This window comes from Vibrio sp. 1078-1, from assembly GCF_033340475.1.
Genome location: NZ_JAWOWM010000004.1, coordinates 481,864 through 504,725, shown reverse-complemented (window position 1 = coordinate 504,725; position 22,862 = coordinate 481,864). Strand labels below are relative to the sequence as shown.

22 protein-coding genes are annotated in these 22,862 nt (G+C 44.2%); 7 read left to right on the top strand and 15 right to left on the bottom strand.

Translation table 11 applies throughout. The features are described 5' to 3' along the window. Positions 1-29: 29 nt before the first annotated feature. Entirely contained in the window at positions 30-758 is a 729-nt protein-coding gene (btsR, locus tag R7190_RS12190) for a two-component system response regulator BtsR (protein ID WP_005381917.1), read from the top strand. A gap of 71 nt (positions 759-829) precedes the next feature. Next, positions 830-1,303, top strand: coding sequence for a low molecular weight phosphatase family protein (locus R7190_RS12185; protein ID WP_017636163.1), 474 nt, complete (start codon positions 830-832; stop codon positions 1,301-1,303). Positions 1,304-1,349: 46 nt separating this feature from the next. Here R7190_RS12185 and ispH read toward each other — a convergent pair whose 3' ends face one another. From ispH to murJ, 6 genes are all read right to left on the bottom strand, one after another. Next, on the bottom strand, positions 1,350-2,315 hold the full coding sequence (gene ispH, locus R7190_RS12180) for a 4-hydroxy-3-methylbut-2-enyl diphosphate reductase (RefSeq protein ID WP_005381920.1): 966 nt from the start codon (positions 2,313-2,315) through the stop codon (positions 1,350-1,352). 23 nt (positions 2,316-2,338) lie between these two features. Then, positions 2,339-2,770 (bottom strand): FKBP-type peptidyl-prolyl cis-trans isomerase, encoded by a 432-nt coding sequence (gene fkpB, locus R7190_RS12175; protein WP_005381922.1) that lies wholly within the window; start codon positions 2,768-2,770, stop codon positions 2,339-2,341. 144 nt (positions 2,771-2,914) lie between these two features. Further along, positions 2,915-3,421: a signal peptidase II gene (gene lspA, locus R7190_RS12170; RefSeq protein ID WP_005381924.1), complete on the bottom strand. Its 507-nt coding sequence runs from the start codon at positions 3,419-3,421 to the stop codon at positions 2,915-2,917. Between the two features lie 73 nt (positions 3,422-3,494). Beyond that, complete coding sequence (gene ileS, locus R7190_RS12165) at positions 3,495-6,323, bottom strand: isoleucine--tRNA ligase (RefSeq protein WP_017821497.1); 2,829 nt, start codon at positions 6,321-6,323, stop codon at positions 3,495-3,497. A gap of 64 nt (positions 6,324-6,387) precedes the next feature. Beyond that, complete coding sequence (gene ribF, locus R7190_RS12160) at positions 6,388-7,323, bottom strand: bifunctional riboflavin kinase/FAD synthetase (protein ID WP_005381933.1); 936 nt, start codon at positions 7,321-7,323, stop codon at positions 6,388-6,390. Positions 7,324-7,392: 69 nt separating this feature from the next. Continuing rightward, positions 7,393-8,955: a murein biosynthesis integral membrane protein MurJ gene (gene murJ / locus R7190_RS12155; RefSeq protein WP_005381936.1), complete on the bottom strand. Its 1,563-nt coding sequence runs from the start codon at positions 8,953-8,955 to the stop codon at positions 7,393-7,395. Positions 8,956-9,260: 305 nt separating this feature from the next. Here murJ and rpsT point away from each other — a divergent pair, with 305 nt between their 5' ends. Beyond that, positions 9,261-9,521: a 30S ribosomal protein S20 gene (rpsT, locus tag R7190_RS12150; RefSeq protein ID WP_005381938.1), complete on the top strand. Its 261-nt coding sequence runs from the start codon at positions 9,261-9,263 to the stop codon at positions 9,519-9,521. A 304-nt stretch (positions 9,522-9,825) separates the two neighbouring features. Here rpsT and R7190_RS12145 read toward each other — a convergent pair whose 3' ends face one another. Together R7190_RS12145 and nhaR are read right to left on the bottom strand one after the other, a co-directional pair. Further along, positions 9,826-10,134, bottom strand: a complete 309-nt coding sequence (locus tag R7190_RS12145) for an ArsR/SmtB family transcription factor (protein WP_005381940.1) — start codon at positions 10,132-10,134, stop codon at positions 9,826-9,828. Positions 10,135-10,422: 288 nt separating this feature from the next. Then, positions 10,423-11,313, bottom strand: a complete 891-nt coding sequence (gene nhaR / locus R7190_RS12140) for a transcriptional activator NhaR (protein WP_005381942.1) — start codon at positions 11,311-11,313, stop codon at positions 10,423-10,425. Between the two features lie 385 nt (positions 11,314-11,698). Between nhaR and R7190_RS12135 the strand changes: the two genes are divergently transcribed. After that, on the top strand, positions 11,699-12,844 hold the full coding sequence (locus tag R7190_RS12135; RefSeq protein ID WP_025768431.1) for a Na/Pi symporter: 1,146 nt from the start codon (positions 11,699-11,701) through the stop codon (positions 12,842-12,844). Positions 12,845-12,991: 147 nt separating this feature from the next. Next, positions 12,992-14,134: a flavohemoglobin expression-modulating QEGLA motif protein gene (locus R7190_RS12130; protein WP_130544982.1), complete on the top strand. Its 1,143-nt coding sequence runs from the start codon at positions 12,992-12,994 to the stop codon at positions 14,132-14,134. A gap of 70 nt (positions 14,135-14,204) precedes the next feature. On the opposite strand, the gene R7190_RS12125 is transcribed toward R7190_RS12130, so the two are convergent. The 5 genes from R7190_RS12125 to rppH form a co-directional block, all read right to left on the bottom strand. After that, positions 14,205-15,056, bottom strand: coding sequence for a thymidylate synthase (locus tag R7190_RS12125; RefSeq protein ID WP_005381947.1), 852 nt, complete (start codon positions 15,054-15,056; stop codon positions 14,205-14,207). Between the two features lie 9 nt (positions 15,057-15,065). Further along, positions 15,066-15,887 (bottom strand): prolipoprotein diacylglyceryl transferase, encoded by an 822-nt coding sequence (gene lgt, locus R7190_RS12120; protein WP_005381948.1) that lies wholly within the window; start codon positions 15,885-15,887, stop codon positions 15,066-15,068. Between the two features lie 87 nt (positions 15,888-15,974). Beyond that, positions 15,975-16,766: a sulfite exporter TauE/SafE family protein gene (locus R7190_RS12115; RefSeq protein WP_005385965.1), complete on the bottom strand. Its 792-nt coding sequence runs from the start codon at positions 16,764-16,766 to the stop codon at positions 15,975-15,977. 6 nt (positions 16,767-16,772) lie between these two features. Then, positions 16,773-19,019, bottom strand: coding sequence for a phosphoenolpyruvate--protein phosphotransferase (gene ptsP, locus R7190_RS12110; protein ID WP_186584460.1), 2,247 nt, complete (start codon positions 19,017-19,019; stop codon positions 16,773-16,775). Between the two features lie 2 nt (positions 19,020-19,021). Then, on the bottom strand, positions 19,022-19,543 hold the full coding sequence (gene rppH, locus R7190_RS12105; protein WP_005381953.1) for an RNA pyrophosphohydrolase: 522 nt from the start codon (positions 19,541-19,543) through the stop codon (positions 19,022-19,024). A gap of 619 nt (positions 19,544-20,162) precedes the next feature. Here rppH and mutH point away from each other — a divergent pair. Then, the gene (mutH, locus tag R7190_RS12100) at positions 20,163-20,843 is read left to right on the top strand and encodes a DNA mismatch repair endonuclease MutH (RefSeq protein ID WP_017821501.1); all 681 of its coding nucleotides are present in this window, start codon (positions 20,163-20,165) and stop codon (positions 20,841-20,843) included. A gap of 15 nt (positions 20,844-20,858) precedes the next feature. On the opposite strand, the gene R7190_RS12095 is transcribed toward mutH, so the two are convergent. Next, positions 20,859-21,170 (bottom strand): DUF6482 family protein, encoded by a 312-nt coding sequence (locus tag R7190_RS12095; protein WP_005381772.1) that lies wholly within the window; start codon positions 21,168-21,170, stop codon positions 20,859-20,861. 154 nt (positions 21,171-21,324) lie between these two features. Here R7190_RS12095 and R7190_RS12090 point away from each other — a divergent pair, with 154 nt between their 5' ends. Then, positions 21,325-22,359 carry an NADP(H)-dependent aldo-keto reductase gene (locus R7190_RS12090; protein ID WP_005381774.1) on the top strand — a complete coding sequence of 345 codons (1,035 nt, stop codon included), beginning with the start codon at positions 21,325-21,327 and terminating at the stop codon, positions 22,357-22,359. A gap of 131 nt (positions 22,360-22,490) precedes the next feature. On the opposite strand, the gene R7190_RS12085 is transcribed toward R7190_RS12090, so the two are convergent. Continuing rightward, positions 22,491-22,742, bottom strand: coding sequence for a hypothetical protein (locus tag R7190_RS12085; RefSeq protein ID WP_005381776.1), 252 nt, complete (start codon positions 22,740-22,742; stop codon positions 22,491-22,493). Positions 22,743-22,862: the final 120 nt, after the last annotated feature.

Here is a 22,862-nt window from a genome sequence, read left to right as displayed (position 1 = left end):
GCACGCTGAAGCAATAAAGGTAATGTTGGATGTTAACCGCACTCGTCATTGATGATGAACAGTTTGCTCGTGAAGAGCTAGCAGAGTTACTGGATGAAACAGGCCAAGTTGAGGTCGTGGGCGATGCCTCAAACGCAATCCTTGGCCTAAAAAAAATCAATGAACTTAAGCCTGATGTGGTGTTTCTCGATATCCAAATGCCTCAAGTCACGGGGATTGAACTACTTGGGATGCTTGATCCAGAAACCATGCCTTATGTGGTTTTTGTCACGGCTTATGATCAGTATGCGATTCAAGCATTTGAAGACAATGCCTTTGATTACTTGCTCAAACCTGTCGACCCATGCAGGTTAACTAAAACGGTCAAACGACTAAACAAAGTCATTAGCCAATCCGCCCTAACGCAACAACTGTCTGCTATTACACCTGACACGTTGGATCAGATACCGTGCATCGGACACAACCGCATCGTTATCATGGCCACCGACACGGTGGAATGTGCTTACAGTGATATCAGCGGCGTGCATGTACGCTCCACCAGCCAAACCGCGAGCACCCAACTGACATTAAAAACGTTGGAAGAGAAAACCCCTCTAGTCCGCTGCCATCGTCAATACTTAGTCAGTATTAAAGCGATTAGCGAAATCAAGTTACTGGAAAATGGGTTAGCGGAAATCATCACCAAAACAGGCTTTGAGATACCAGTAAGCCGCCGCTACTTAAAGGTGCTCAAAGAGATGCTCGGCATTAGCCACTAACACAAAAACTTCACACATCATCGCTAAGTTTCCGCTAGCGTATAAATAGGACGCTCTGAAAAGACGAGGCGATGATGTATAAAGTTTTATTCATATGTAAGCACAACGCTGGACGAAGCGTCCTCGCGGAGTCAATCGCAACCAATATCCTGCCAGCAGATTTTAGTGTCACCAGTGGAGGCTCACATCCCACAGGCAAGGTGCACCCAGTGGTGCAAAAATATTTAGATGACCACCAACTCCCCATTCCGCATATCCACACGCATTCATGGGAGGAGCGAACTCAGTTTCTTCCCGACATCGTTATTATTCTCTGTGATTCTTTACATCAAGAAACCGCTCCTCAGTGGCTTGCAGGTGGTGTTCGAGTAAACTGGCAAGTTGATGCTTTTCCGACCGATGGTTCTGATGAAGACATGTACGCACATTGCGAAAAGGTTGCTCAATCGCTTGAGCGAAGAATCACGAAGATGTCTGATATGATTATCGATGGTTTAGGAAAAGACCAAATTCGTGATTACCTAAATGAGTTAAGAGAGATGTAAAAAAGGCGACCCACAGGTCGCCTTTTGAATATTCGATAAATGGAGACTAATCCACTTGCTTGATTTGCAGTTCTTTAGGTACTTCAAAGAACATATTCTCTTCACGGCCAAGTACTTCATCAACCGCTTCGGCACCGACGAGTTCTTTGATTCGCTCTAGAATCTGATTAACGAGCTCTTCCGGAGCAGATGCTCCCGCAGTCACGCCGACCTTTGTTTTGCCTTCGAACCACTCAGGTTTGATATCTTCCGGACAGTCGGTTAAGTAGCCAGGTGTCCCTAGCTTTTCAGCTAGCTCTTTAAGACGTGTAGAGTTTGATGAGTTTTTAGAACCCACCACAACCATCACATCTACGTCACCAGCTAATTCACGTACGGCATCTTGGCGGTTTTGTGTCGCATAACAGATATCGTCTTTACGTGGACCTTGGATATCTGGGAACACGCGGCGTAGCTCTTCGATAACATCGGCAGTTTCATCGACAGAAAGCGTCGTTTGGCTTACGTAATGAAGATCGGATGGATCTTTCACAATCGCCTTCAGTTTCTCAACATCGGCTGGAGTTTCAACCAAGTACATACCACCGGTTTCACTGGCGTATTGCCCCATCGTACCTTCGACTTCAGGGTGACCTGCGTGACCAATCAGAACCACTTCCATATTACGACGGCTCGCACGCGCCACTTCCATATGCACTTTGGTTACTAAAGGACACGTTGCGTCAAATACGGTCAAATCACGCTGCTTGGCTTCCTGACGAACCGCCTGCGATACACCATGAGCAGAAAAAATCACAATGTTGTTGTCTGGCACTTCATGCAGCTCTTCAACGAAGATAGCACCACGCTGTTTTAGACCTTCAACCACAAAACGGTTATGCACCACTTCATGTCGAACATAGATAGGTGGCTGATACATCTCTAGCGCACGCTCTACGATGCTAATCGCGCGGTCAACACCAGCACAGAAACCACGTGGGTTAGCTAACAGGATTTTCATTTCATTGCTCATGGAAATTATCTTTATTGGGTTCGCTATTCTACTGACAAAATTTCAACTTCGAAAGTCACGTCTTGTCCCGCTAGAGGATGGTTGAAGTCCACAGTGACTGAATCGCCTGCAATCTCTGTAATAATGCCCGGGATTTCCATGCCATCAGGGCCACTGAAGGCCATGATTGTACCAACTTCCACTTCTGCATCACCTACAAATTTAGTGCGATCCATATAATGAATATGATCAGGGTTTGGCATACCAAACGCGTCTTCTGCCTTTAGCTCAATCGCTTTTTGTGCGCCTGTTTCGAGGCCGATCAAGCATTGCTCAAAGTTTTCACTCAAGCTGCCATCACCCATAACAAACTTCGCTGGTTTACCCATGTTATGAGTACTATCTGCAACCGATCCGTCTTTCATTTTAATCGTAAAGTGAAGGGTTACTACCGATTCATTGGTTATTGTTGTCACGTTAATGCTTCCTTGTTCTTGGGTTATTACGCTGTCAGCTTGGTCTTTTTATACATTGATATGCTGATTGGCGCTCCAACATAATAAAAAGCGTCGCTCGAATCAACGGACGACGCTTAGGGTTATTCGATATATCGCAAAAGGTTACTTGTTAGCGTCTTTTTTACGGAAGCCATCCAGAATAATCATTGCCGCACCAATACAGATCGCCATGTCAGCAAGGTTGAATGCTGGCCAGTGGTAGTTACCCCAGAAGAAGTCTAGGTAATCAACAACAAAGCCATGAACGACGCGGTCAAACACGTTGCCCACTGCACCACCAATAATCAGTGCATAAGCAATGTTGTTCCATTTTTCTTTTGCTGGAAGCTTGCTCATCCAGTAGGTCAAAAGACCCGTCACAACAAACGCGATACCTGTAAATAACCAACGCTGCCAACCAGCTTGATCGCTCAAGAAGCTGAAAGCGGCACCGTAGTTATGAACGTAAAGTAGGTTGAAGAATGGCAACACCTCAATTCGGTTTGCCCATCCGTAGCCCATGTTGTCCATCACCACCAATTTGATGCCAATATCTGCAATAAATACCAGAATTGCTAACCACAGCCAGCGAACTCCAGATTGCTTTAACGTCAGTGCTTTTTCACTCATTACTTTACCTACAAACAGCCCCAGTAAATACTGGGGCTGTTAATTTTAAAAAAAGTTCAGTCGTTCTAGGCAATTACGCGAATTTACGTACTTCACCTTCGCCGTCTACGTTAGACACACAACGACCACAGATCTTCTCGTGACCTTCAATTGTGCCTACGTCTGGCGTGTGGTGCCAACAACGGTCACACTTCTCGCCTTCAGCTGCTGCTACTTCTACAAACAAGCCTTCGATATCCGTCGCTTGTGCTGCATCCGTCTTCTCACCTAGAGGCTTAACTTTCGCCGCAGAGGTTAGTAGAACAAAGCGCAGTTCATCTTCAAGTTTGTTGATCTTCGCCGCTAGTGCGTCATCAGCAAATAGAGTCACTTCAGCTTGTAGTGCACCACCAATGGTTTTCTCTTTACGCGCATCTTCTAGAAGTTTGTTTACCGCACCACGAACCGCTTGGATCTCAGACCAGAATTCGTTGTTCAGCTCTTCACCTTCAGCAAGACCGAATAGACCGTCGAACCACTCACCAGTGAATACGAACTTGTCGCGTTGACCTGGCATTTCGTTCCAGATTTCATCTGCAGTGAACGACATGATTGGCGCCATCCAACGAACTAGCGCTTCTACGATGTAGTAAAGTGCAGTCTGACAGCTACGTTGAGCGTTGCCGCCACGTTTTGCTGTGTACTGACGGTCTTTAATTACGTCTAAGTAGAAAGAGCCCATTTCGATTGAACAGAATTGCATTAGACGCTGAGTTACACCGTGTGTGTTGTACTCTTCGTATGCTTTAACAATCTCTTCTTGTGCTGCTAGTGCACGACCAACCGCCCAGCGATCTAGCGCAACCATCTCTTCAACAGGAACGATGTCTGTTTCAGGGTTGAAGCCGCTCAAGTTAGCTAGGAAGAAACGCGCTGTGTTACGGATACGACGGTACGCATCTGCGCTGCGTTTTAGGATTTCATCAGAAACCGCAACTTCACCAGTGTAGTCTGTAGAAGCAACCCATAGACGAAGAATGTCAGCACCTAGCTTGTTGGTTACGTCTTTTGGCGCAACCACGTTACCGATAGATTTAGACATCTTACGACCCTGACCGTCAACCACGAAACCGTGTGTCAGTACTTGTTTGTAAGGTGCTTCGTCTTTCATCGCAATAGATGAAATTAAAGAAGATTGGAACCAACCGCGGTGTTGGTCAGAACCTTCTAGGTATAGGTCTGCACTGTTGCCGTTGTACTCTTCACGAGCATCAACAACAGAGAAGTGAGTGACACCTGAATCGAACCATACGTCTAGCGTATCTAGCACTTTTTCGTATTGGTCAGCGTCAGCACCTAGTAGTTCAGCGGCATCTACATCCCACCATGCTTGGATGCCTTTCTCTTCAACCAGCTTAGCGACTTTCTCGATCAGCTCTAGCGTGTTTGGATGAAGTTCTGCTGTTTCTTTATGAACAAACAGAGCAATTGGCACACCCCAAGTACGTTGACGAGAGATACACCACTCAGGGCGACCTTCGATCATACCTTCGATGCGGCTTTGACCCCACTCAGGCATCCACTCTACATTCTTGATTGACTCTAATGCTTTAGCACGTAGGCCAGCTTGGTCCATAGAAACGAACCATTGAGGTGTAGCACGGAAGATGATTGGGGTCTTATGACGCCAACAGTGTGGGTAGCTGTGCTCGTAAGCGTGGTGGTGTAGTAGTGCACCTTTTTCTTTTAGTACTTCTACTACTGCATCGTTCGCTTTAAATACGTGCTGACCAGCAAATAGCTCTGTATCTGGTAGGTAAACACCGTTTGAGCCAACTGGGTTTGCTACTTCTAGGTTGTACTTGTTACCAACCGCGAAGTCTTCTTGACCGTGACCAGGAGCAGTGTGAACAACACCAGTACCTGAATCAGTCGTAACGTGATCACCAAGGATCGCCGGTACAGTGAAATCGTAGAATGGGTGTTGGAATTGAGAAAGCTCTAGGTCCGCACCTTTAGCAAAGCCAAGGTTGTGGAAGTGCTCGATACCCGCACGGTCCATTACGTCTTTCGCTAGCTCAGCAGCAACGATGATACGCTCAGCGTTGTCGCCTTCTGTTTGGATAAGCACGTACTCTAGATCATCACGTAGACATACTGCGCGGTTTGCAGGCAGTGTCCAAGGTGTTGTTGTCCAGATAACGATAGATACGTCACCGTGACCTTCATGACCTTCTGTCAGTTCAAATTTAGATAGCAGTGCCGCTTCGTCAGCCGCTTTAAAACGAACGTCGATAGATGGCGATACTTTATCTTTGTATTCTACTTCCGCTTCAGCAAGAGCAGAACCACAGTCTGTACACCAGTGAACAGGTTTGAAACCTTTTAGCAGGTGACCATTGCTTGCGATCTTACCAAGAGCACGAATAATGTTCGCTTCAGTTGCGAAATCCATAGTGCGGTATGGCTTGTCCCACTCACCCATGATACCAAGGCGTTTGAAGCTCTCTTTCTGACCTTCAACCTGACCTGCTGCGTATTCACGACATTTCTCGCGGAATTCCGCTGCTGTCACTTTTTGGCCTGGCTTACCTACTTTCTTCTCTACCATTAATTCGATTGGTAGACCGTGGCAGTCCCAGCCTGGGATGTAAGGTGCGTCAAAACCTGAAAGTGTTTTGGATTTAATAATAATGTCTTTAAGAATCTTGTTTAGTGCGTGACCAATATGAATGTCACCATTTGCGTAAGGAGGGCCATCGTGCAATACGAATGACTTTTTGCCTTTCTTAGCTTTACGGATTTCACCGTAAAGATCTTCTTTGTACCAACGCTTAAGCATTTCTGGCTCACGATTGGCCAGGTTGCCGCGCATTGGAAACCCTGTTTCAGGTAAGTTCAGGGTATCTTTATACTCACTCATCGATTCTTAATTCCGTTATATTGGGCGAAAATTAGACATTATGTTGAACGGTGGAATAAACCGCTCAACGCTTAAGCTGACGCAGCCACACCCTTGCTGCTTCAGCATCCAATTCGATTTGTTGTTTAAGTGCTTCAAACGACTCAAACTTTTGCTCATCTCGAAGTTTATGCAAAAGTTCCACTTCTAGTTGCTTGCCATATAAATTGGCATGAAAGTCGAATAAGTGCACTTCTAACTGTTGGCGAACACCATTGACGGTTGGTCTTTGACCAATATTAGCAACACCACCAACTGGCTTATTTCCTAAGCCAAGCGCTTGAACAACATAGACTCCGGAAACCGGAGAAACACAGCGTTTCAAAGGAATATTTGCAGTAGGGAACCCAATGGTTCGACCTAGCTTTCTTCCGTGAGAAACACGACCGCTGATGCTGTAGTTTCTTCCCAGCATCTGTTGCGCGGAATGCAAATCGTCACGCGCCAGCGCTTGACGGATAGCCGTACTGCTGACACGTAATTGTTGTAAACAAAAGCTCTGGGTACTTACGACATCAAAGCCGTATTTTTCCCCTGCTTCCTGCAGCATTGCAAAGTTACCTGTACGGCCTTTGCCAAAGCAGAAATCATCACCAACGACAAGAAACTTAACACCCAAACGCTCGACCAACAAGTCACGGATAAACTCTTCCGCGGTTAAACTTGCAAAATGGCGATTGAAATTGACACACAGTAAGCGGTCAATATCGAGCTTACTCAATTGCACGAACTTATCGCGTAATCGCGTCAACCTTGCAGGTGCCTTGTCTTTGGCAAACAGCTCCATCGGCTGAGGTTCAAAGGTCATCACAACAGAAGGCAAGGATAGCCTGTCCGCTTGCTCAGACACTTGCTGCAATACTTGTTGATGGCCTTTATGGACACCATCGAAATTGCCAATAGTCAGCACACAACCATGATGTCGCGGGTTGATATTGTGAATGCCTCTAATCAGTTCCATTGGATACTGCTTTCTGCCTCTGTTTTACTTTACACTGTGTGAAACTGACGGATTATATACTAATCACCCTCAGTCTGTCCCAGCTTTTAGGTCTTTTAAACGCGCACCAGTTAAAAATAGAACCACTAGGTAAACTACGGCTCCTAAACCGATCAACATCCCTAGCACCGCGCTTCGGTGAGCAAAGCTCCAGCCCAGCCATACTGACATATCTTCCAGTTGCCATAAGATTGCCGCCACCATCGCCGCGCCAGCAATAGCTAAACGTATAATAAAGAAGACGGTTCGCTTAGTGATTTGGTATACCTCTGCGATGTGCAGGCCACGATACAGCAGTGCCATATTCACAAATGCCGATAGTGCCGTCGCGATAGCCAAGCCAACGTAGCCATAGAAGTACGCAAAAATTGCATTAAATACCATGTTGGTCACCATCGCAATGATGCCGTATTTCACTGGCGTTTTAGTGTCTTGACGCGAGTAATAACCCGGAGCGAGCACTTTAATCAGCATAAAGTTCAACAAGCCTGAAGCGTAAGCAAAGAGTGACAATGATGCTTGATGTACGTCTTGTGGCGAAAACTCACCTCGCATGAATAACACCATCAACATAGGTTTTGCCAGTACCATCAAACCAAGCATTGCAGGAAGGCCAAGTAAGATCACCATGCGCACCCCCCAGTCCATGGTTTGTGCGAATCCTTCATTTTGTGCGTCAACATGTTTGCGTGATAATGCTGGTAAAATCACCGTTGCAATAGCAATACCAAACAGACCTAACGGGAATTCCAACAAGCGATCTGAATAGTACAACCAACTGATCGAACCGGTTTGCAGAAAGCTGGCAATAAAAGTATCAAACAACAAGTTGATTTGGCTTACCGACACACCGAACAAAGCAGGAATCATTAAGGTTCGGATCTTCACCACGCCCGGATCGCGCCAGCCCCATTTCGGCTTAACCATAACCCCCGCTTTAATAAGGAAAGGGATTTGAAATAAGAACTGAACCAAACCACCAAGGAAAACACCGATGGCAAGGCCAATCTCTGGCTGTGACATCTGCGGCGAGATAAACCATGCTGCCAAAATGATCATTACGTTGAGGAAGACGGGAGTAAACGAAGAAACCGCAAACTTACCTAGTGTATTGAGAATGGCTCCCGATAGGGCAACAAAAGTGATGAACCATAAATAAGGAAAGGTAATCTTGAGCATCACGCTAGCAAGTTCGAACTTCTCAGCCGCGGGACCACCATGCATCCAGTCTAGGAACCAACCAAAACCAAACAGTGCAGTCACCACTCCGGAACCTAGAACACCTAAGATGGTAACAATTGAGACTATCACCCCTAATGTACCCGCCGCACGAGCAATGAGCTCCCGAGTTTTATCCATGTCGCCTTGAGCATGGCTTTCCGTTAAAACAGGTACAAACGCTTGGGAAAAAGCACCTTCAGCAAACAAACGTCGTAAAAAATTAGGAATTTTATTGGCGAAGAAAAAGACGTCTGCGCTTGCTCCTGCCCCCATTAAATTTGCCACTACAACATCACGAACTAGGCCAAGAACGCGGGAAATAAATGTCATAGCACTGACGATCATGCCAGACTTGAGTAGTCGTTTACTCACTGTAACCTCGGAATATCACCATAAGACAGCTAACCCTATACTGTTTCTCTGACAGGTGCTGCAAATAGACGTCAAAAATCTATCCGCGGGTTGTAAGGAATAAGTGTGCCTTTCGCGGATAATTATTAGCATTGGTATAAAAATGCTGTTAGAATCCCCGCCATCTTAACCGCGATAACCTCTCTTACCAAAATTTGTTTTGGCTTAGATCGGTTTTTGCACAAATCATTTGACATTTAAGCGCAAATGAGGGATATTCCTCGCCCTTAAATTGTCACAGAACTAAGTTTTTGGGAGTTAGACCCTTGGCAAATAGTAAATCTGCTAAGAAGCGCGCTATCCAAGCTGAGAAACGTCGTCAGCACAATGCTAGCCGTCGCTCAATGATGCGTACTTACATGAAGAAAACTGTTGCTGCTATCGAAGCAGGCGACAAAGAAGCTGCAACTGCTGCATTCGCTGTAGTTACACCTATCCTAGACCGCATGGCAACTAAAGGCCTTATTCACAAGAATAAAGCAGCTCGCCATAAGTCTCGTTTCGCTGCACAAATCAAAGCTCTTTAATAGAGTCCTAATTTTACAGTGAAGAAAAAACCGACCTTGTGTCGGTTTTTTTATATCTACAAAGTTTTCTTAATAAAAAAAGCTGGCAATGCCAGCTTTTCTTTTTCTGAATGTCCCATTTAAAGACATCAGCTTATTCATTACCCATATAACGCTCAAACTAGAAAGCACTAATAAAACACTTGAGAACAAAGCAAATTGGTCGATGAGTAGTACCCTATCATCAAAATTTTAGCGCCACTCTCAAATATTCCAACAAGTTAGATTCACACTCTAAGATGAGCAGTATATTAGGACTATTTAATTAATGTTGAGCACTCTCAGCACAATAAAGACTATGCAGTGTTTTTATTAACGCTTTCACTTCATCACTCTTTAATGTGTAGTACACCGTCTGTGCTTCTTTCCTTGTCGTGACTAACTCATCACGGCGAAGCCAAGCAAGATGCTGAGATAATGCCGACTGGCTTAGCTCTAACTTTGCACACAGCTCTCCCACGGACAGCTCTTGGTTATGCAGCATACAAAGGATTTGTAGGCGTCTCTCGTTTGCCATCGCTTTGAGCAACACGACGGCTTTTGCGGAGTTCTGCTCCATTTCTTGTAGATTCATGTGTTGGACCTCTAGCTACAACTTACTTATTCCAACCCTGGCCAGCTTGTTGTGTTGCACTGATTTATATATCTAAGAAAATCAAGATACACTTCCAGAGTCTTCATTATTAGAACCTCTAATTTAGTTGTTAGTGATACACCAATATTATCCACCAAGGATTTTAATTGGTGCGCCATCAATAATTAATAGTTTTGCTCACTAAAACAAGTATCTTGCTTACTTAGATATTATTTAGAATTATATTTTTATTGATAGTAATCTATTTATTTACGCAACGATACGGGTTTACTCAAACATTTGACTGAAATCAGCATCACAAACATTTTTTACCGCGGGGTGTTGGATCATTCGTTCCGCAAAAATCACGTAGTACTCTTCTTTTAGCCCATCGACATGGCCAATTAGCTGTAAATTTCGGTCGTCTTCAATCTCCGACATGTATACGGTCGGTGCCAAGAAAATCACATCATCGTGGTACCGAGCAAAAGCTTTCATCAACGCAACATCATCAAACTCCCCCAGCACATTGGGTTGAAGACCTTGACGATCAAACCATTGAATAACTTTACGCCCCATAGCCGTTCGGCTCGCGGGAATCAGAAGTTTTTTTTGTTCCAAGATCTCAGGGAATCGCACATTTTCAATTTCAGAAGAAGCAAAAAAGCTCATGCTACTTTCACCTAACTTTTTGCTATAAAGGCCAGGACTTTGAGTAGAATCAACGGGACAATCCGAAAGGATCATATCTAGCTTGTGCTGAGAAAGGCGTTCAAGTAGCAGTTCGTGGGTCGATTCATAACAGCGTAAATGAATACTGTTATCTTCCGGGACGGTCGTCATCAGTACTTTACTGACCAAGCGTTTAGATAATGCATCGGCTACACCAACTTCAAATAGAATGTTCGAGTGCTGGCTGTAATTGACGATATCTAACATCTCATAGCTCAAACCGAACATCCGGTCGGCGTACTTAAACACAAGCTGACCTAACTCAGTGGGCTCAACTGTACGACCATTGCGCTTGGTTAACTTTCCTTTCATGCGCTCTTCAAGCGCTTTAATCTGTCCTGTCACGGTTTGCGGTGTCAGGAAGAGCGCGTCAGCCGCCTTAGTTACAGAGCCCTGTTTGCACACCATCCAGAAATAATAGAGATGGTTGTAGTTTAGATGTGACATGATCGAGTCCCGAAAAGAAAGTGATACTTTTTATACCAAATGTGACAGAGACAAACAATAAACTCGACAAAACCATACAATACCTTACAAAAGCATAAGTTTTACCGAAAGTATAAAGTCAACACTGTCATAAAAGTTGAACTGAGGCGCATTTTCTCTACAAAAAAACGCAAAAACCAAACAAAACTAAATCAAAATTTAACCATTAAAATCAACAAGTTAAAAATTAATTTTCTTCCTCTTTTACGCCATTATCAAAAAGAACAATAAAAATCTCTCACAGCAAGAAATCTGTAATATTACTGAAATATTTGTTCTCTAACATCGCCCGCAGATTCAACTACAGACCGAAAAATGAACTGAAAGGTCAACGGAGAAAATTATGATGAACCAAGCTACTTCAACAGTGGCACCAATTTCGAGCACAGCTCGTTGGTTACGCTGGGCTAACTTGGCATTCATGTTATATCTGCTTCTTCTAGCAGTATCTATGGTTGGTAGTGGCTTTAAATGGGCAACTGGCGATCAAGCTAAGGTGCTATTTGAATTTGCCGCACACCCAGTTGCAGGTCTAATGATCGGCTTGGTGGCAACAGCCTTAATTCAGTCTTCAAGTACTGTAACGTCTATTATTGTAGGCTTGGTTGCAGGTGGCTTACCTGTAGAAACCGCTATCCCTATGGTGATGGGTGCTAACATTGGTACCACAGTGACCAATACGCTTGTGTCTCTTGGCCACGTGCGCTGTAAAGAAGAGTTCAAACGTGCATTTGCAAGTGCAACCATTCATGACTTCTTCAACTTGCTTGCTGTCGCTATTTTCCTTCCGTTGGAAATGATGTTCGGCATTTTAGAGAAAGTTTCTCACTGGCTTGTTTCTCCACTGCTTGCTACTGGTGATATGAGCATTAAAGGCTTCAACTTTATTAAACCAATTACAAAGCCAGTCGTAGGCGCAATTAAAGAGCCACTTTCTACCTTCGGTGATACTGTTGGCGGCGTCATGCTTATTGCTTTGGGTATTGCGACTATCTTCGTTGCAATCACAGTGATGGGTAAATTGATGAAGAGCCTAATGGTTGGTCGCGCACGTGAAATTTTGAAAAACGCCATCGGTCGTGGTCCTATTCACGGCATCGTATCAGGCTCAATCGTGACCGTTCTAGTACAATCTTCCTCAACCACGACAAGTTTAATGGTTCCGTTGGTTGGTACTGGCGTGTTGAAAGTACGAGATATCTACCCTTTCACTCTGGGTGCTAACATTGGTACTTGTATTACGGCACTACTAGCAGCGACAGCGGTATCTGGAGAGTTCGCAGTATTCGCACTTCAAATCGCTCTAGTCCACTTAGTATTTAACATCATGGCGACGCTGTTTATCTTTGGAATTCCATTCCTACGTGAGATTCCGGTTAAAGGCGCTGAGATGATTTCTGAAATGGCTATTAAGAATAAAGCAGTTGTTGGTGGTTACCTAATGTCAGTATTCGTTATTCTACCAGGTGCAATTCTAGCCCTAACAACGTAACAACAACGACATACCATCGCTTATTGTTTAGGCTCCACATCGTGGAGCCTTTTTTATGATAATTAAACTGTTCAAATCGATTGTCCGGTGATAATTTGAGCCACATCAGCATGATTATGCTGAGCTATCTCATTTGGAGTCGACAACATGACGCAGCTTAATGACGCTATTTCTGATCAGCTACTCGCAATAGACGAAAACCTAACCCAACTGGTTGCTGATATTGATATCCTCAGTAGCGTGAATCCTCTTAATTATGCTCAAGAAAGAGAACGTTTCATTAAAAACAAATATTCTCAAGAGCCTAGTTTTCAATATTCAATTACTAACGTAGATACCCACAGCGCAAAGCGACGTCTATATGAGCTACCTCTAGAAAACATTCAAGACACCCAATTGCAGAGGCTGTACGCGGATGTAATTCAGTCTTATGCTGATAAACTAGATCAAGTGAATACCATAGGTACGCAAGAGTTTCTTTATAACTCCTTACGCTATTATGGGGAACCGAGCGCCAAAGATATTGCCAACGCCCATTTCATATTGCACCTTCCTACAGAAGAAGAAAAAGAACCTCAGCACGATAGCCGTGCAATAGCACGTTTCATGCAAAATTTTGCTCAACGCAATGGGTATGAATGTGAAATACAGGTGTTGGACGGGATGTTAGCAAACGCACTAGTTTCAGGATCTCGAGTCAAAATTAACCACGCGGCGTACATCACCACTGATGAGCTGGAGGCTCTTGCACATCATGAAATGGGAGTACATCTCCTAACTACGCTTAACGGTCGTCAACAACCGCTAAAAGTCCTGAGCTTAGGTTGTCCTGCCAATACCAACACTCAAGAAGGGCTGGCTATATTATGTGAGTATCTGTCAGGACATTTCAGTATCAAGCGCCTAAGAACCTTAGCCTTACGAGTTCTGGCAGTAGAGTCGATGATCAAGGATCGCGATTTCCGCCATACGTTCATGCTATTAAAAGAACAGTATAAAGCTTCTGATCTTCAAGCATTTACAACGACTGCCCGAGTCTATCGAGGTGGAGGTTTAACGAAGGATTACTTGTATCTTAGAGGATTCCGAGAGGTGCTCAATGCCTATGATAGATTGGGCGATGACTTTTCACTATTGTTGTGCGGGAAAACAGAGCTGAAGTACTTTGAGCTTATCCGTTCATTAGTGAGTAAAGAAATATTCACTCAACCTAAGTTTATTAGCCCGGCACTGTCCACACCGATGCAGACCAACCCAATTCACCGTTATATTGTCAGTGCACTAAAATAATACCTTCTAAGTACAAAAAAGAAAAAAGCTCCATTCGGAGCTTTTTCTATATCTTGAAGAACGATACTCGTTACACTGAGAATGGGTAACGAATAGGATCGTGATGCTCGTACCCTTCAACCCAAAAGTCATCCAGTGTGACCCATGTTTCCAAATCTTCTAGAGATTTAATCTCTGGGTTGATATGGAACGTCGGCGCTTTTAATGGCTCACGCTTCAACTGAACATCGCGCATAAGTTCAAGCTGGTCTTCATAAATGTGAGCATTCACAATCTTATGAAATGCCTGACCAGGTTTCTTGCCCGTAATTTGCGCCATAATCGCCAAGAACACGTAAACTTGAACCATATTGAAGTTTAAGCCAAGCGGTACATCACACGAACGCTGAGTACTATTCAGGTAAAGCGTATCATCCAGCAATGAAAAATGGTGACTGTACATACAAGGACGCAAGCACCCCATGTGGAACTCACCCGGGTTGTAGAAGTTCAAGATTTCACCGCGATCATCAACACCACGCGTTAAGTCATCCACTATCTTACGTAGCTGGTCAACATGACCACCATCAGGTTTCGCCCAGGCGCGCCCTTGAACCCCATAGACACGGCCCATGTCGTCTTCACCTTTACGGTATGGGTTATTCAACCAGGCATCATTTAGGTTGGCATTGGCATCCCAGGTTTTCGTGCCCAGCTTACGAAAATCTTCCGCATTATCGTAACCACGAATATACCCTAATAGCTCTGCAACGGCCGCTTTCCAAAAACTTTTACGTGTGGTGACCAACGGAAATTGATTGTTCGCAACATCGTAGGTTAAATCCGCGTTGATTACGGTCAGGCAGCGCTTGCCTGTACGCTCATTTTCAACCCAAACACCTTGGTCAACGATGCGTTGACACAAATCTAAATACTGTTTCACACCAATACCTTACTTCGTCTTTTGTGGTAATTCGTCTTTGTAATGACCACGTTTGTATGCCCAAACCATCATGAGGACACCGATAACCACCATTGGCAGGGATAAAATCTGTCCCATGGAAATAAAGCCACCGAATAAACCCAAATGAGCGTCTGGTTCGCGCACGTACTCAACTAAGAAGCGGAATGTACCATATCCAGCTAAAAATAGCCCTGAAACAGAACCTAGAGGACGAGGTTTCTTGATGAACCAATTCAAGATGAAGAAAAGGACGATACCTTCAAGCGCCATTTCATAAAGCTGCGATGGATGACGTGGCAGTGGACCGCCATTTGGGAAAACGATCGCCCAAGGCACATCCGTTACTCGGCCCCACAACTCGCTGTTCATGAAGTTACCTAAACGCCCCATACCCAAACCAAATGGCACAAGCGGCGCGATAAAGTCTGCAACACCGAAGAAAGTTCGCCCGTTTTTGTGTGCATACCAGAACATCGCAGTAATCACACCCAGTAAGCCGCCGTGGAAAGACATACCACCGGTCCACACTTTAAATAGATACAAAGGGTCAGCCAGGAAGAGCTCAAAATTGTAGAAAAGCACGTAGCCTACACGGCCACCAATCACCACGCCAAGGAAGCCTGCGAACAACAAATCAGAAACCTGCTCTCGTGTCCAACCACTTCCAGGCTTATCTGCACGTCGGTTCGCTAACCATAGAGCAAACATAAAGCCTACAAGGTACATCAAACCGTACCAACGAACCGAAACAGGACCAATAGAGATTAAAACCGGATCAATATTGGGAAATTCAATATATCCCTGAGACATAAATCATTCTCTTCTTATCACAACAAAATAAATATACCCAAGTAACCTCTAGATGCTTGGTTCAGCGAGAATGACTTGGGTACAAACTTAGAGCAGCATGGTCGCTGCAACAAACATTAAGAACACCGCGAATATCTTTTTTAATACCGCAGTTGGAAGGTTAGTTGCCAGCTTCGCACCCACTTTTGTTGTGAGCATCGAGGCCATAGCAATAGCTAATAAAGCAGGAAGATAAACATAGCCAATACTGTATGAAGGTAAGCCTTCCACTTTATAGCCATGTAAGATGAAGCCGATCATACCAGAAATAGCAATCACGCAACCACAAACGGAGGATGAACCCACCGCTTTACGCATCTCTATCCCGTGTTTATTTAGAAATGGTACCGACAGTGAGCCACCACCAATACCAGCAAGGCTTGATACGACACCAATTCCCGTGCCGTAAACTACAGTCACAGGGCTGCTCGGCATAGGTTTACTGCTCGTAACTTTAATGGAACGAAACATTTGTACTGACAGGCAAAGAACAATGACACCAAACACTTTCGGCAAATAGTGTGTAGGGATCCACTCAGCAATATTGGCACCAACAAAGCCACCAATGACCACACCAGGCATCAACCATTTTACGACAAACATATCGACATTGCCGAGCTTAAGGTGATTCATCGCCGATGAGCCAGACGTGACAATAATACTCGCTAACGAAGTGGCTAAGGCCATGTGCATACTCATTTCTGGAGAGATCCCAGCAAGAGGAAGCAAATACAACAAGGCAGGAACAACAATCAAACCACCACCGATACCGAGTAACCCCGCCATCACACCCACAAAAGCGCCTAGCGCCAACAATAACAAAAATAAAGAGACGGTCACGATTTCCTACTTTTTACCTGCACGGATAAAGCCCGCAAAACCCTGTTGGATGAAGAAGTCATGCATCATTTGATGAATGTCCTCCCCGTAGGACTTTGTCATTGCTTGCTCCGCTAATTTTTCTAATTCTTCTTGTTGGCTATGACGAATCAAATATTTCACCTTAGCCACGTTGGAGGTGTTCATACTCAAACTGGTATACCCTAACCCAAGTAAGAGAAGAGCGCCAAATGGGTCGCCAGCTAACTCACCACAAATACACACTGGCACCCGATACTTATCGCACACGTCATGGATTTGCTTAAGCGCTAACAGTACCGCAGGATGCATAGATTCATAGACATCCGCGACGCGCGAATTGTTCCTATCTACCGCTAATAAATACTGAGTTAAATCGTTTGTCCCGACAGAAACAAAATCAACACGGTGAGCGATCGTTGGCAACAGATACACCATCGATGGTACTTCAATCATGACCCCAATTTGTGGGAATTGAATTCTATCATCAAGCAAAACGGCTTCGCTGTGAGCTTGATTAATCAAGCTAATGGCATCGTCTAGCTCTTTTACCCCTGACACCATTGGCAATAAGATACTTAAGTTTCCGCTTTCTGCACTCGCTCTTAACATTGCACGCAGCTGGATCAAGAAAATGTCTGGATGATCCAATGTAAAACGAATGCCACGCCAGCCTAGAAACGGATTATCTTCTTCGATGGGCAAATACGGCAAAGGTTTGTCACCACCAATATCCAAAGTACGCATCACTACTCGTTGATTCGGATAGCTGTTAAGTATTGCTTGGTATTGATGATACTGTTCATCTTCCGAAGGAAAGTGATGCTGAAGTAAAAATGCAATCTCAGTTCGGTACAACCCAACACCATCAACACCTGTGTTGATGGCAATATTACTGTCTGCACTGAGTCCCGCATTCAGCATAATTTCGATATGGTGATTATCTTGCGTAACCGCAGGGAGTGCGAGGTCCTTGTTTACCATGGCAAACAGTTCAGACTCTTCGCTTACTAAGCTGCGATACTCTCGCAACAACTGGCGGTTTGGCTCTAAGAAGATCTCACCCGTATAGCCGTCGACTATCCCGAGTTTGCCATTCACCACATCCGGATTAATGTTGGCGCCCATGACTGCAGGGACCCCAAGAGCTCGAGATAAAATGGCAGCGTGAGAGTTTGCGCCTCCCTCTAATGATACGACGGCTAACAAAAACTCTTTAGGTACAGAAGCGAGCAAGGTGGCAGTGAGTTCGTTCGCCACCAAAATAATGGGACGATCAATTGCAGAATTTTCTTGCTCACTGTTGTGCAGAAAATAGAGCAGCCTTTGCCCTAACTCTCGGATATCTTGCGCTCTTTCACGCATGTATACATCCGACATTCTTGCAAATCGATTCGAGTATGACTCTACAACTTGGCGTAACGCCCAGTCTGCCCTGTCTCCTTTTTCAATCTGCTTCTTCAAATCACCGCGAAGCATCGGATCATTCAGTAAGTGAGTAAACAGATCGAAGATCGCCAGCGCATCTTTGTTGATTTCACTGTCCAGTTTTTTCCGCATGCGGCGAAAGTCATTTAACGCTCGCTCTATGGCCACCAGTAGTGTCTCGTGCTCGCGTTCCTTATCTAACGTGGACGAAGGGAAAATATCCGATAAACTCGGCTGGGTATTGTCGAACCAAAACTCTCCAATCGCGACACCAGTAGACGCAGGCAAACCTTTTAATACCGTGGGTTTAGATGCTAACTGCCAATGCCCAAGATTCTGCGCATGTGCAATGAGCACCGCTAACTGAGCGGATAAGGTAACAAGAAACGATTCTTCCATTTCACTAAACAAGCGCGGCGTTTTTTGTTGGATCACCAACACACCTAAAACTTGTTTACGATGAATGATTGGAGTAGCTAAAAAAGAGTGGTAAATCTGTTCGCCGAGTTGAGGAAAGAATTTGAACTCGGGGTGTTTTGAGGCTTCGGCAAGGTTAAGGGGTTCAGCGCTTCGTTTTACCAACCCAACCAAGCCTTCATTGAAGTTGATATGAATACTATCACCTTCAAAAATAAGGCCTTGAGTTGCCATTAACTCAAGGCGCTGCATTTCTTCATTAGCAAGATAGATAGTACAGCACTCAGTACTAAGGGCAGCACAAGTCTCTTTCACCAATATATCGAGTGCCAGATGCACATCATCGACCCTGGAGACTTTCTCAACTATTTCCCTTAGCTGACTGAGCATGATTATCCTCTACGTTGCTTTTTTCTTTTCCCTTTCGCTTTTCTCTCTCGAAAAGGCATGGCTAAGGATGCAAATTCTTTCATCGCTCGTCGATAAACATCTCGCTTGAAAGAAACAACTTGCCTAACTGGATACCAGTAACTTACCCAGCGCCAACCATCAAATTCAGGGGATTTTCCGCGTTGCATATTAATGCGAGACTCATCGCATTCTAATCTCAGCAGAAACCATTTCTGTTTTTGGCCGATACAAACAGGCTTGGAGTCCCAACGCACCAATCGCTTTGGTAGCTTATATCTTAACCAATGACGACTTGTTGCAATGATCTTAACGTCTTTTTTCGTTAAACCGACTTCTTCGTATAACTCCCTGAACATGGCTTGTTCAGGGGTTTCACCTTCGTCAATCCCACCTTGTGGAAATTGCCATGAGTGTTGCCCGTATCGTTTAGCCCAGAAGACCTGACCATGGTTATTACATATCACAATACCAACATTAAGTCGGTAACCATCGCCATCTATCACTGGCTAACCTCTATGAATAAATTTTTTATTACCGTGATTTTTCCACATATCCCCATTACTAGCAAACTTACTGATGTGATATGAGCAAGATTTATTACCTTTTCAGCATTTTTGGATATCTTTTAATCAAACCATACCTTATCAACACAAGAGTGAGACATTGCCCACATTTATTCACCTTTTCTGTGAATAACTTTGTGAAGAATTCAATTCAAATGAGTAATTCAGTTCAATCCCATCAAATGAAAAACAAATGAATAAACAAAAAAACAAACATAAAGCATTGATAAAAAAGTATTTATTTTTAAAAATAACGATAATTCGATCTTCAATTTCTTGATGATCTTTTCACCAAACTCAGATCGGTCAAAGATCCACCAACAGGCTATTTATCCACACTTACCTGCTATTCGTTTAGATGATTACAACAAAATCAACCCCAAAAATGCATTTTAACCCCTGTTTATTCATACAGACCTCGTCAGGATCTTATCAATACCTCCTCCACCTGTGGATAAGTTATGAATTGATCGTTCTTACACCGCCTCGGTGAAATCTTAAACAGTAGATTTGGTCGGAGTTTGATAAACTATATTTTTTGTAATACCACCTTGTAACTATGAAACCAGAACCACAAACAGAAGCAGAGCTATTGGAACGAGCGCATGATATGGCAGGACTCAGTTTTGCTGAGTTGGCCGCCGAGGCGAATATGATTGTTCCTGAAAACTTAAAACGTGATAAAGGTTGGGTGGGTCAATTACTCGAATGGCACTTGGGCGCTCCAGCTGGCAGTAAACCTCAACAAGATTTCGCAAAACTAGGGATCGAGTTGAAAAGTATTCCGATCAGTTACTCTGGCAAACCTTTAGAAACAACCTTTGTTTCTGTGGCCCCCCTCACTGGTGTTCATGGTCTTACATGGGAAACAAGTCATGTTCGAAACAAGCTATCTCGTGTGCTTTGGGTACCCGTAGAAGGAGAACGAGAAATCCCACTCGCTGAAAGACGTGTGGGCAGTCCACTCATTTGGTCACCAGATGAAGAAGAAGAACGGATTTTGCGAAATGACTGGGAAGAGTTAATGGAGATGATCGTCTTGGGAAGATTTGATCAAATTTCCGCCAGACACGGAGAAGCGCTGCATCTTCGCCCTAAAGCCGCAAATGCAAAAGCGCTCACCGAAGCATATAACTCAAATGGTAAGCCGATGAAAACTCTGCCCCGAGGCTTTTACCTTAGAACACAGTTTACTGAACAGATCTTACTCAAGCACTACATTAACACTCAACCAGAATAAAACTATATCAGCTATTTAGTGCGTCACGAGCGATAACTCAATATCGCAGTACGAGGCTGCCTCTTCAGTGCCACATTCGTCATACGCATTACGCAGCCTTAAATACGCTTTATCGACCCCTAGCCTCAATAATTCTTCTTTTACTAAGTCTAGAGAGCCAAAATGTATCGGGTCTTCACCGTCTTTAATCGGCTCAAGTTGATGCTTGTACTCCACAGCTAAAAGATAGTCAGAGACATCAGAACACCCAATCACAAATACTTTGGGAGTTTTATAAGTATCTTTATGTGGACCATGTAGCCACATGTCCAATTGATGCTTCTGCATAACATACCTCCTTCACACGATTATTTAAGTGTAGTTAGGCTAACTGTAGCTTTCGAGTTTGCTCTCCCTTTATACGTAAATCATTTGCGATTGCGGCTAAAAATCCCCTATATTGGAGTCACTTATTTAGTCGGTAACTCTTCAAGGACGTGATATGCAATACACAAAACTACCGCACTCATCACTTGAGATCAGTAAAATCTGCCTCGGCACTATGACGTTTGGCGAGCAAAACACAGAAAAGGACGCCTTTGAACAGCTCGACTTTGCCCTCGATCATGGGGTGAACTTCATCGATACCGCAGAGATGTACCCTGTACCGCCAAACTCGGAAACACAAGGGCTCACCGAGCAATACATCGGTAATTGGTTAGCAAAAAGCGGCAAAAGAGAGAAAGTAGTACTGGCAACAAAAGTGGCAGGCCCTCGCAATGTTCCTCACATTAGAGACAACATGAGCCTTAATCGTCGCCACATCCATACAGCAATTGATGACAGCCTTAATCGTCTACAAACCGATTATGTCGATTTGTACCAACTACATTGGCCGCAGCGTCAAACCAACTGCTTTGGTCAACTCAACTACCCATACCCTGACAAACAAGAAGAAGTCACGTTAATTGAAACGTTGGAAGCGCTTACTGAATTAGTGAATGCAGGTAAAGTGCGCTATATCGGCGTATCCAACGAGACGCCGTGGGGTGTGATGTCGCTATTGCGTTTGGCAGAAAAACACGATTTGCCAAGAATTGTCTCCATTCAAAACCCATATAACTTATTGAACCGCAGCTTCGAAGTTGGCTTGTCTGAAATCAGCCATTACGAAGGCGTTCAGTTACTTGCCTACTCTCCTTTGGCATTTGGCTGCCTGAGTGGTAAATACCTAAACGGGGCAAAACCTGAAGGCGCTCGATGCACTAAGTGGGAGCGTTTTGCGCGCTACTTCACTCCGCAAGGTGTTAAAGCGACCGAAGCTTACGTCAATTTAGCTCAAGAGCATGGTCTAAACCCTGCACAAATGGCGCTCGCGTTTGTCAATCAGCGTCCATTTGTTGCTTCTAACATTATCGGAGCAACAAACCTAGACCAATTAAAAGCCAATATCGACAGTATTGATTTGCAACTTAGCGACGAACTACTTACTGAAATTCAAGCAATAGGTACAACTTACTCGAATCCTTGCCCTTAACAGTACCACCTTCAAACGAAAACAGCTGATCTTCAAGATCAGCTGTTTATCCAATGAAGTCATACTTCATATAAAAAGTTAAGCGTGTTGAATGACTCGTTAGCAACTCAGTCAGCCCAACACGCTAACGATTACGTCATTATTCGCGACGTTAAGACTCGACGAAGGTGACGAACTCGACGTTCAACTTTTACTGCATCCGGAACATTGGCACGTGTAGAACGACCATCGCGATCTAAACCAATATCTCTCAATAGATGAACATTCGTCCATGGAATATCATGAGCAGTTCGGCGTATGGTGCGCTGCCATTGCTTTTCTTCGCGTTTAAGGTCTGCTTTCAATAGCAAAGTGGCCAATTGTAGGTAAATAGAGTGACGCATAATATTTTCTCCGATTATCGATGTATTCGACTGGGAAAAATAGTGCGTAAAATGAACAGAAATATTCTGTTGATACTAAGCCGCTACTTTTCCGCAGCCTAGTAATAAATATGATAGGTT

Excerpts from the sequence above, each read along its gene's own strand:
- R7190_RS12090 (WP_005381774.1), top strand. The coding sequence starts at position 21,325 with ATGCAATACACAAAACTACCGCACTCATCACTTGAGATCAGTAAAATC.
- R7190_RS12145 (WP_005381940.1), bottom strand. The coding sequence starts at position 10,134 with ATGAATCTACAAGAAATGGAGCAGAACTCCGCAAAAGCCGTCGTGTTG.
- R7190_RS12085 (WP_005381776.1), bottom strand. The coding sequence starts at position 22,742 with ATGCGTCACTCTATTTACCTACAATTGGCCACTTTGCTATTGAAAGCA.
- btsR (WP_005381917.1), top strand. The coding sequence starts at position 30 with ATGTTAACCGCACTCGTCATTGATGATGAACAGTTTGCTCGTGAAGAG.
- nhaR (WP_005381942.1), bottom strand. The coding sequence starts at position 11,313 with ATGTCACATCTAAACTACAACCATCTCTATTATTTCTGGATGGTGTGC.
- ispH (WP_005381920.1), bottom strand. The coding sequence starts at position 2,315 with ATGAGCAATGAAATGAAAATCCTGTTAGCTAACCCACGTGGTTTCTGT.
- lgt (WP_005381948.1), bottom strand. The coding sequence starts at position 15,887 with ATGTCTCAGGGATATATTGAATTTCCCAATATTGATCCGGTTTTAATC.
- R7190_RS12130 (WP_130544982.1), top strand. The coding sequence starts at position 12,992 with ATGACGCAGCTTAATGACGCTATTTCTGATCAGCTACTCGCAATAGAC.
- ptsP (WP_186584460.1), bottom strand. The coding sequence starts at position 19,019 with ATGCTCAGTCAGCTAAGGGAAATAGTTGAGAAAGTCTCCAGGGTCGAT.
- ribF (WP_005381933.1), bottom strand. The coding sequence starts at position 7,323 with ATGGAACTGATTAGAGGCATTCACAATATCAACCCGCGACATCATGGT.
- lspA (WP_005381924.1), bottom strand. The coding sequence starts at position 3,421 with ATGAGTGAAAAAGCACTGACGTTAAAGCAATCTGGAGTTCGCTGGCTG.
- mutH (WP_017821501.1), top strand. The coding sequence starts at position 20,163 with ATGAAACCAGAACCACAAACAGAAGCAGAGCTATTGGAACGAGCGCAT.
- R7190_RS12135 (WP_025768431.1), top strand. The coding sequence starts at position 11,699 with ATGAACCAAGCTACTTCAACAGTGGCACCAATTTCGAGCACAGCTCGT.
- R7190_RS12095 (WP_005381772.1), bottom strand. The coding sequence starts at position 21,170 with ATGCAGAAGCATCAATTGGACATGTGGCTACATGGTCCACATAAAGAT.
- ileS (WP_017821497.1), bottom strand. The coding sequence starts at position 6,323 with ATGAGTGAGTATAAAGATACCCTGAACTTACCTGAAACAGGGTTTCCA.
- R7190_RS12185 (WP_017636163.1), top strand. The coding sequence starts at position 830 with ATGATGTATAAAGTTTTATTCATATGTAAGCACAACGCTGGACGAAGC.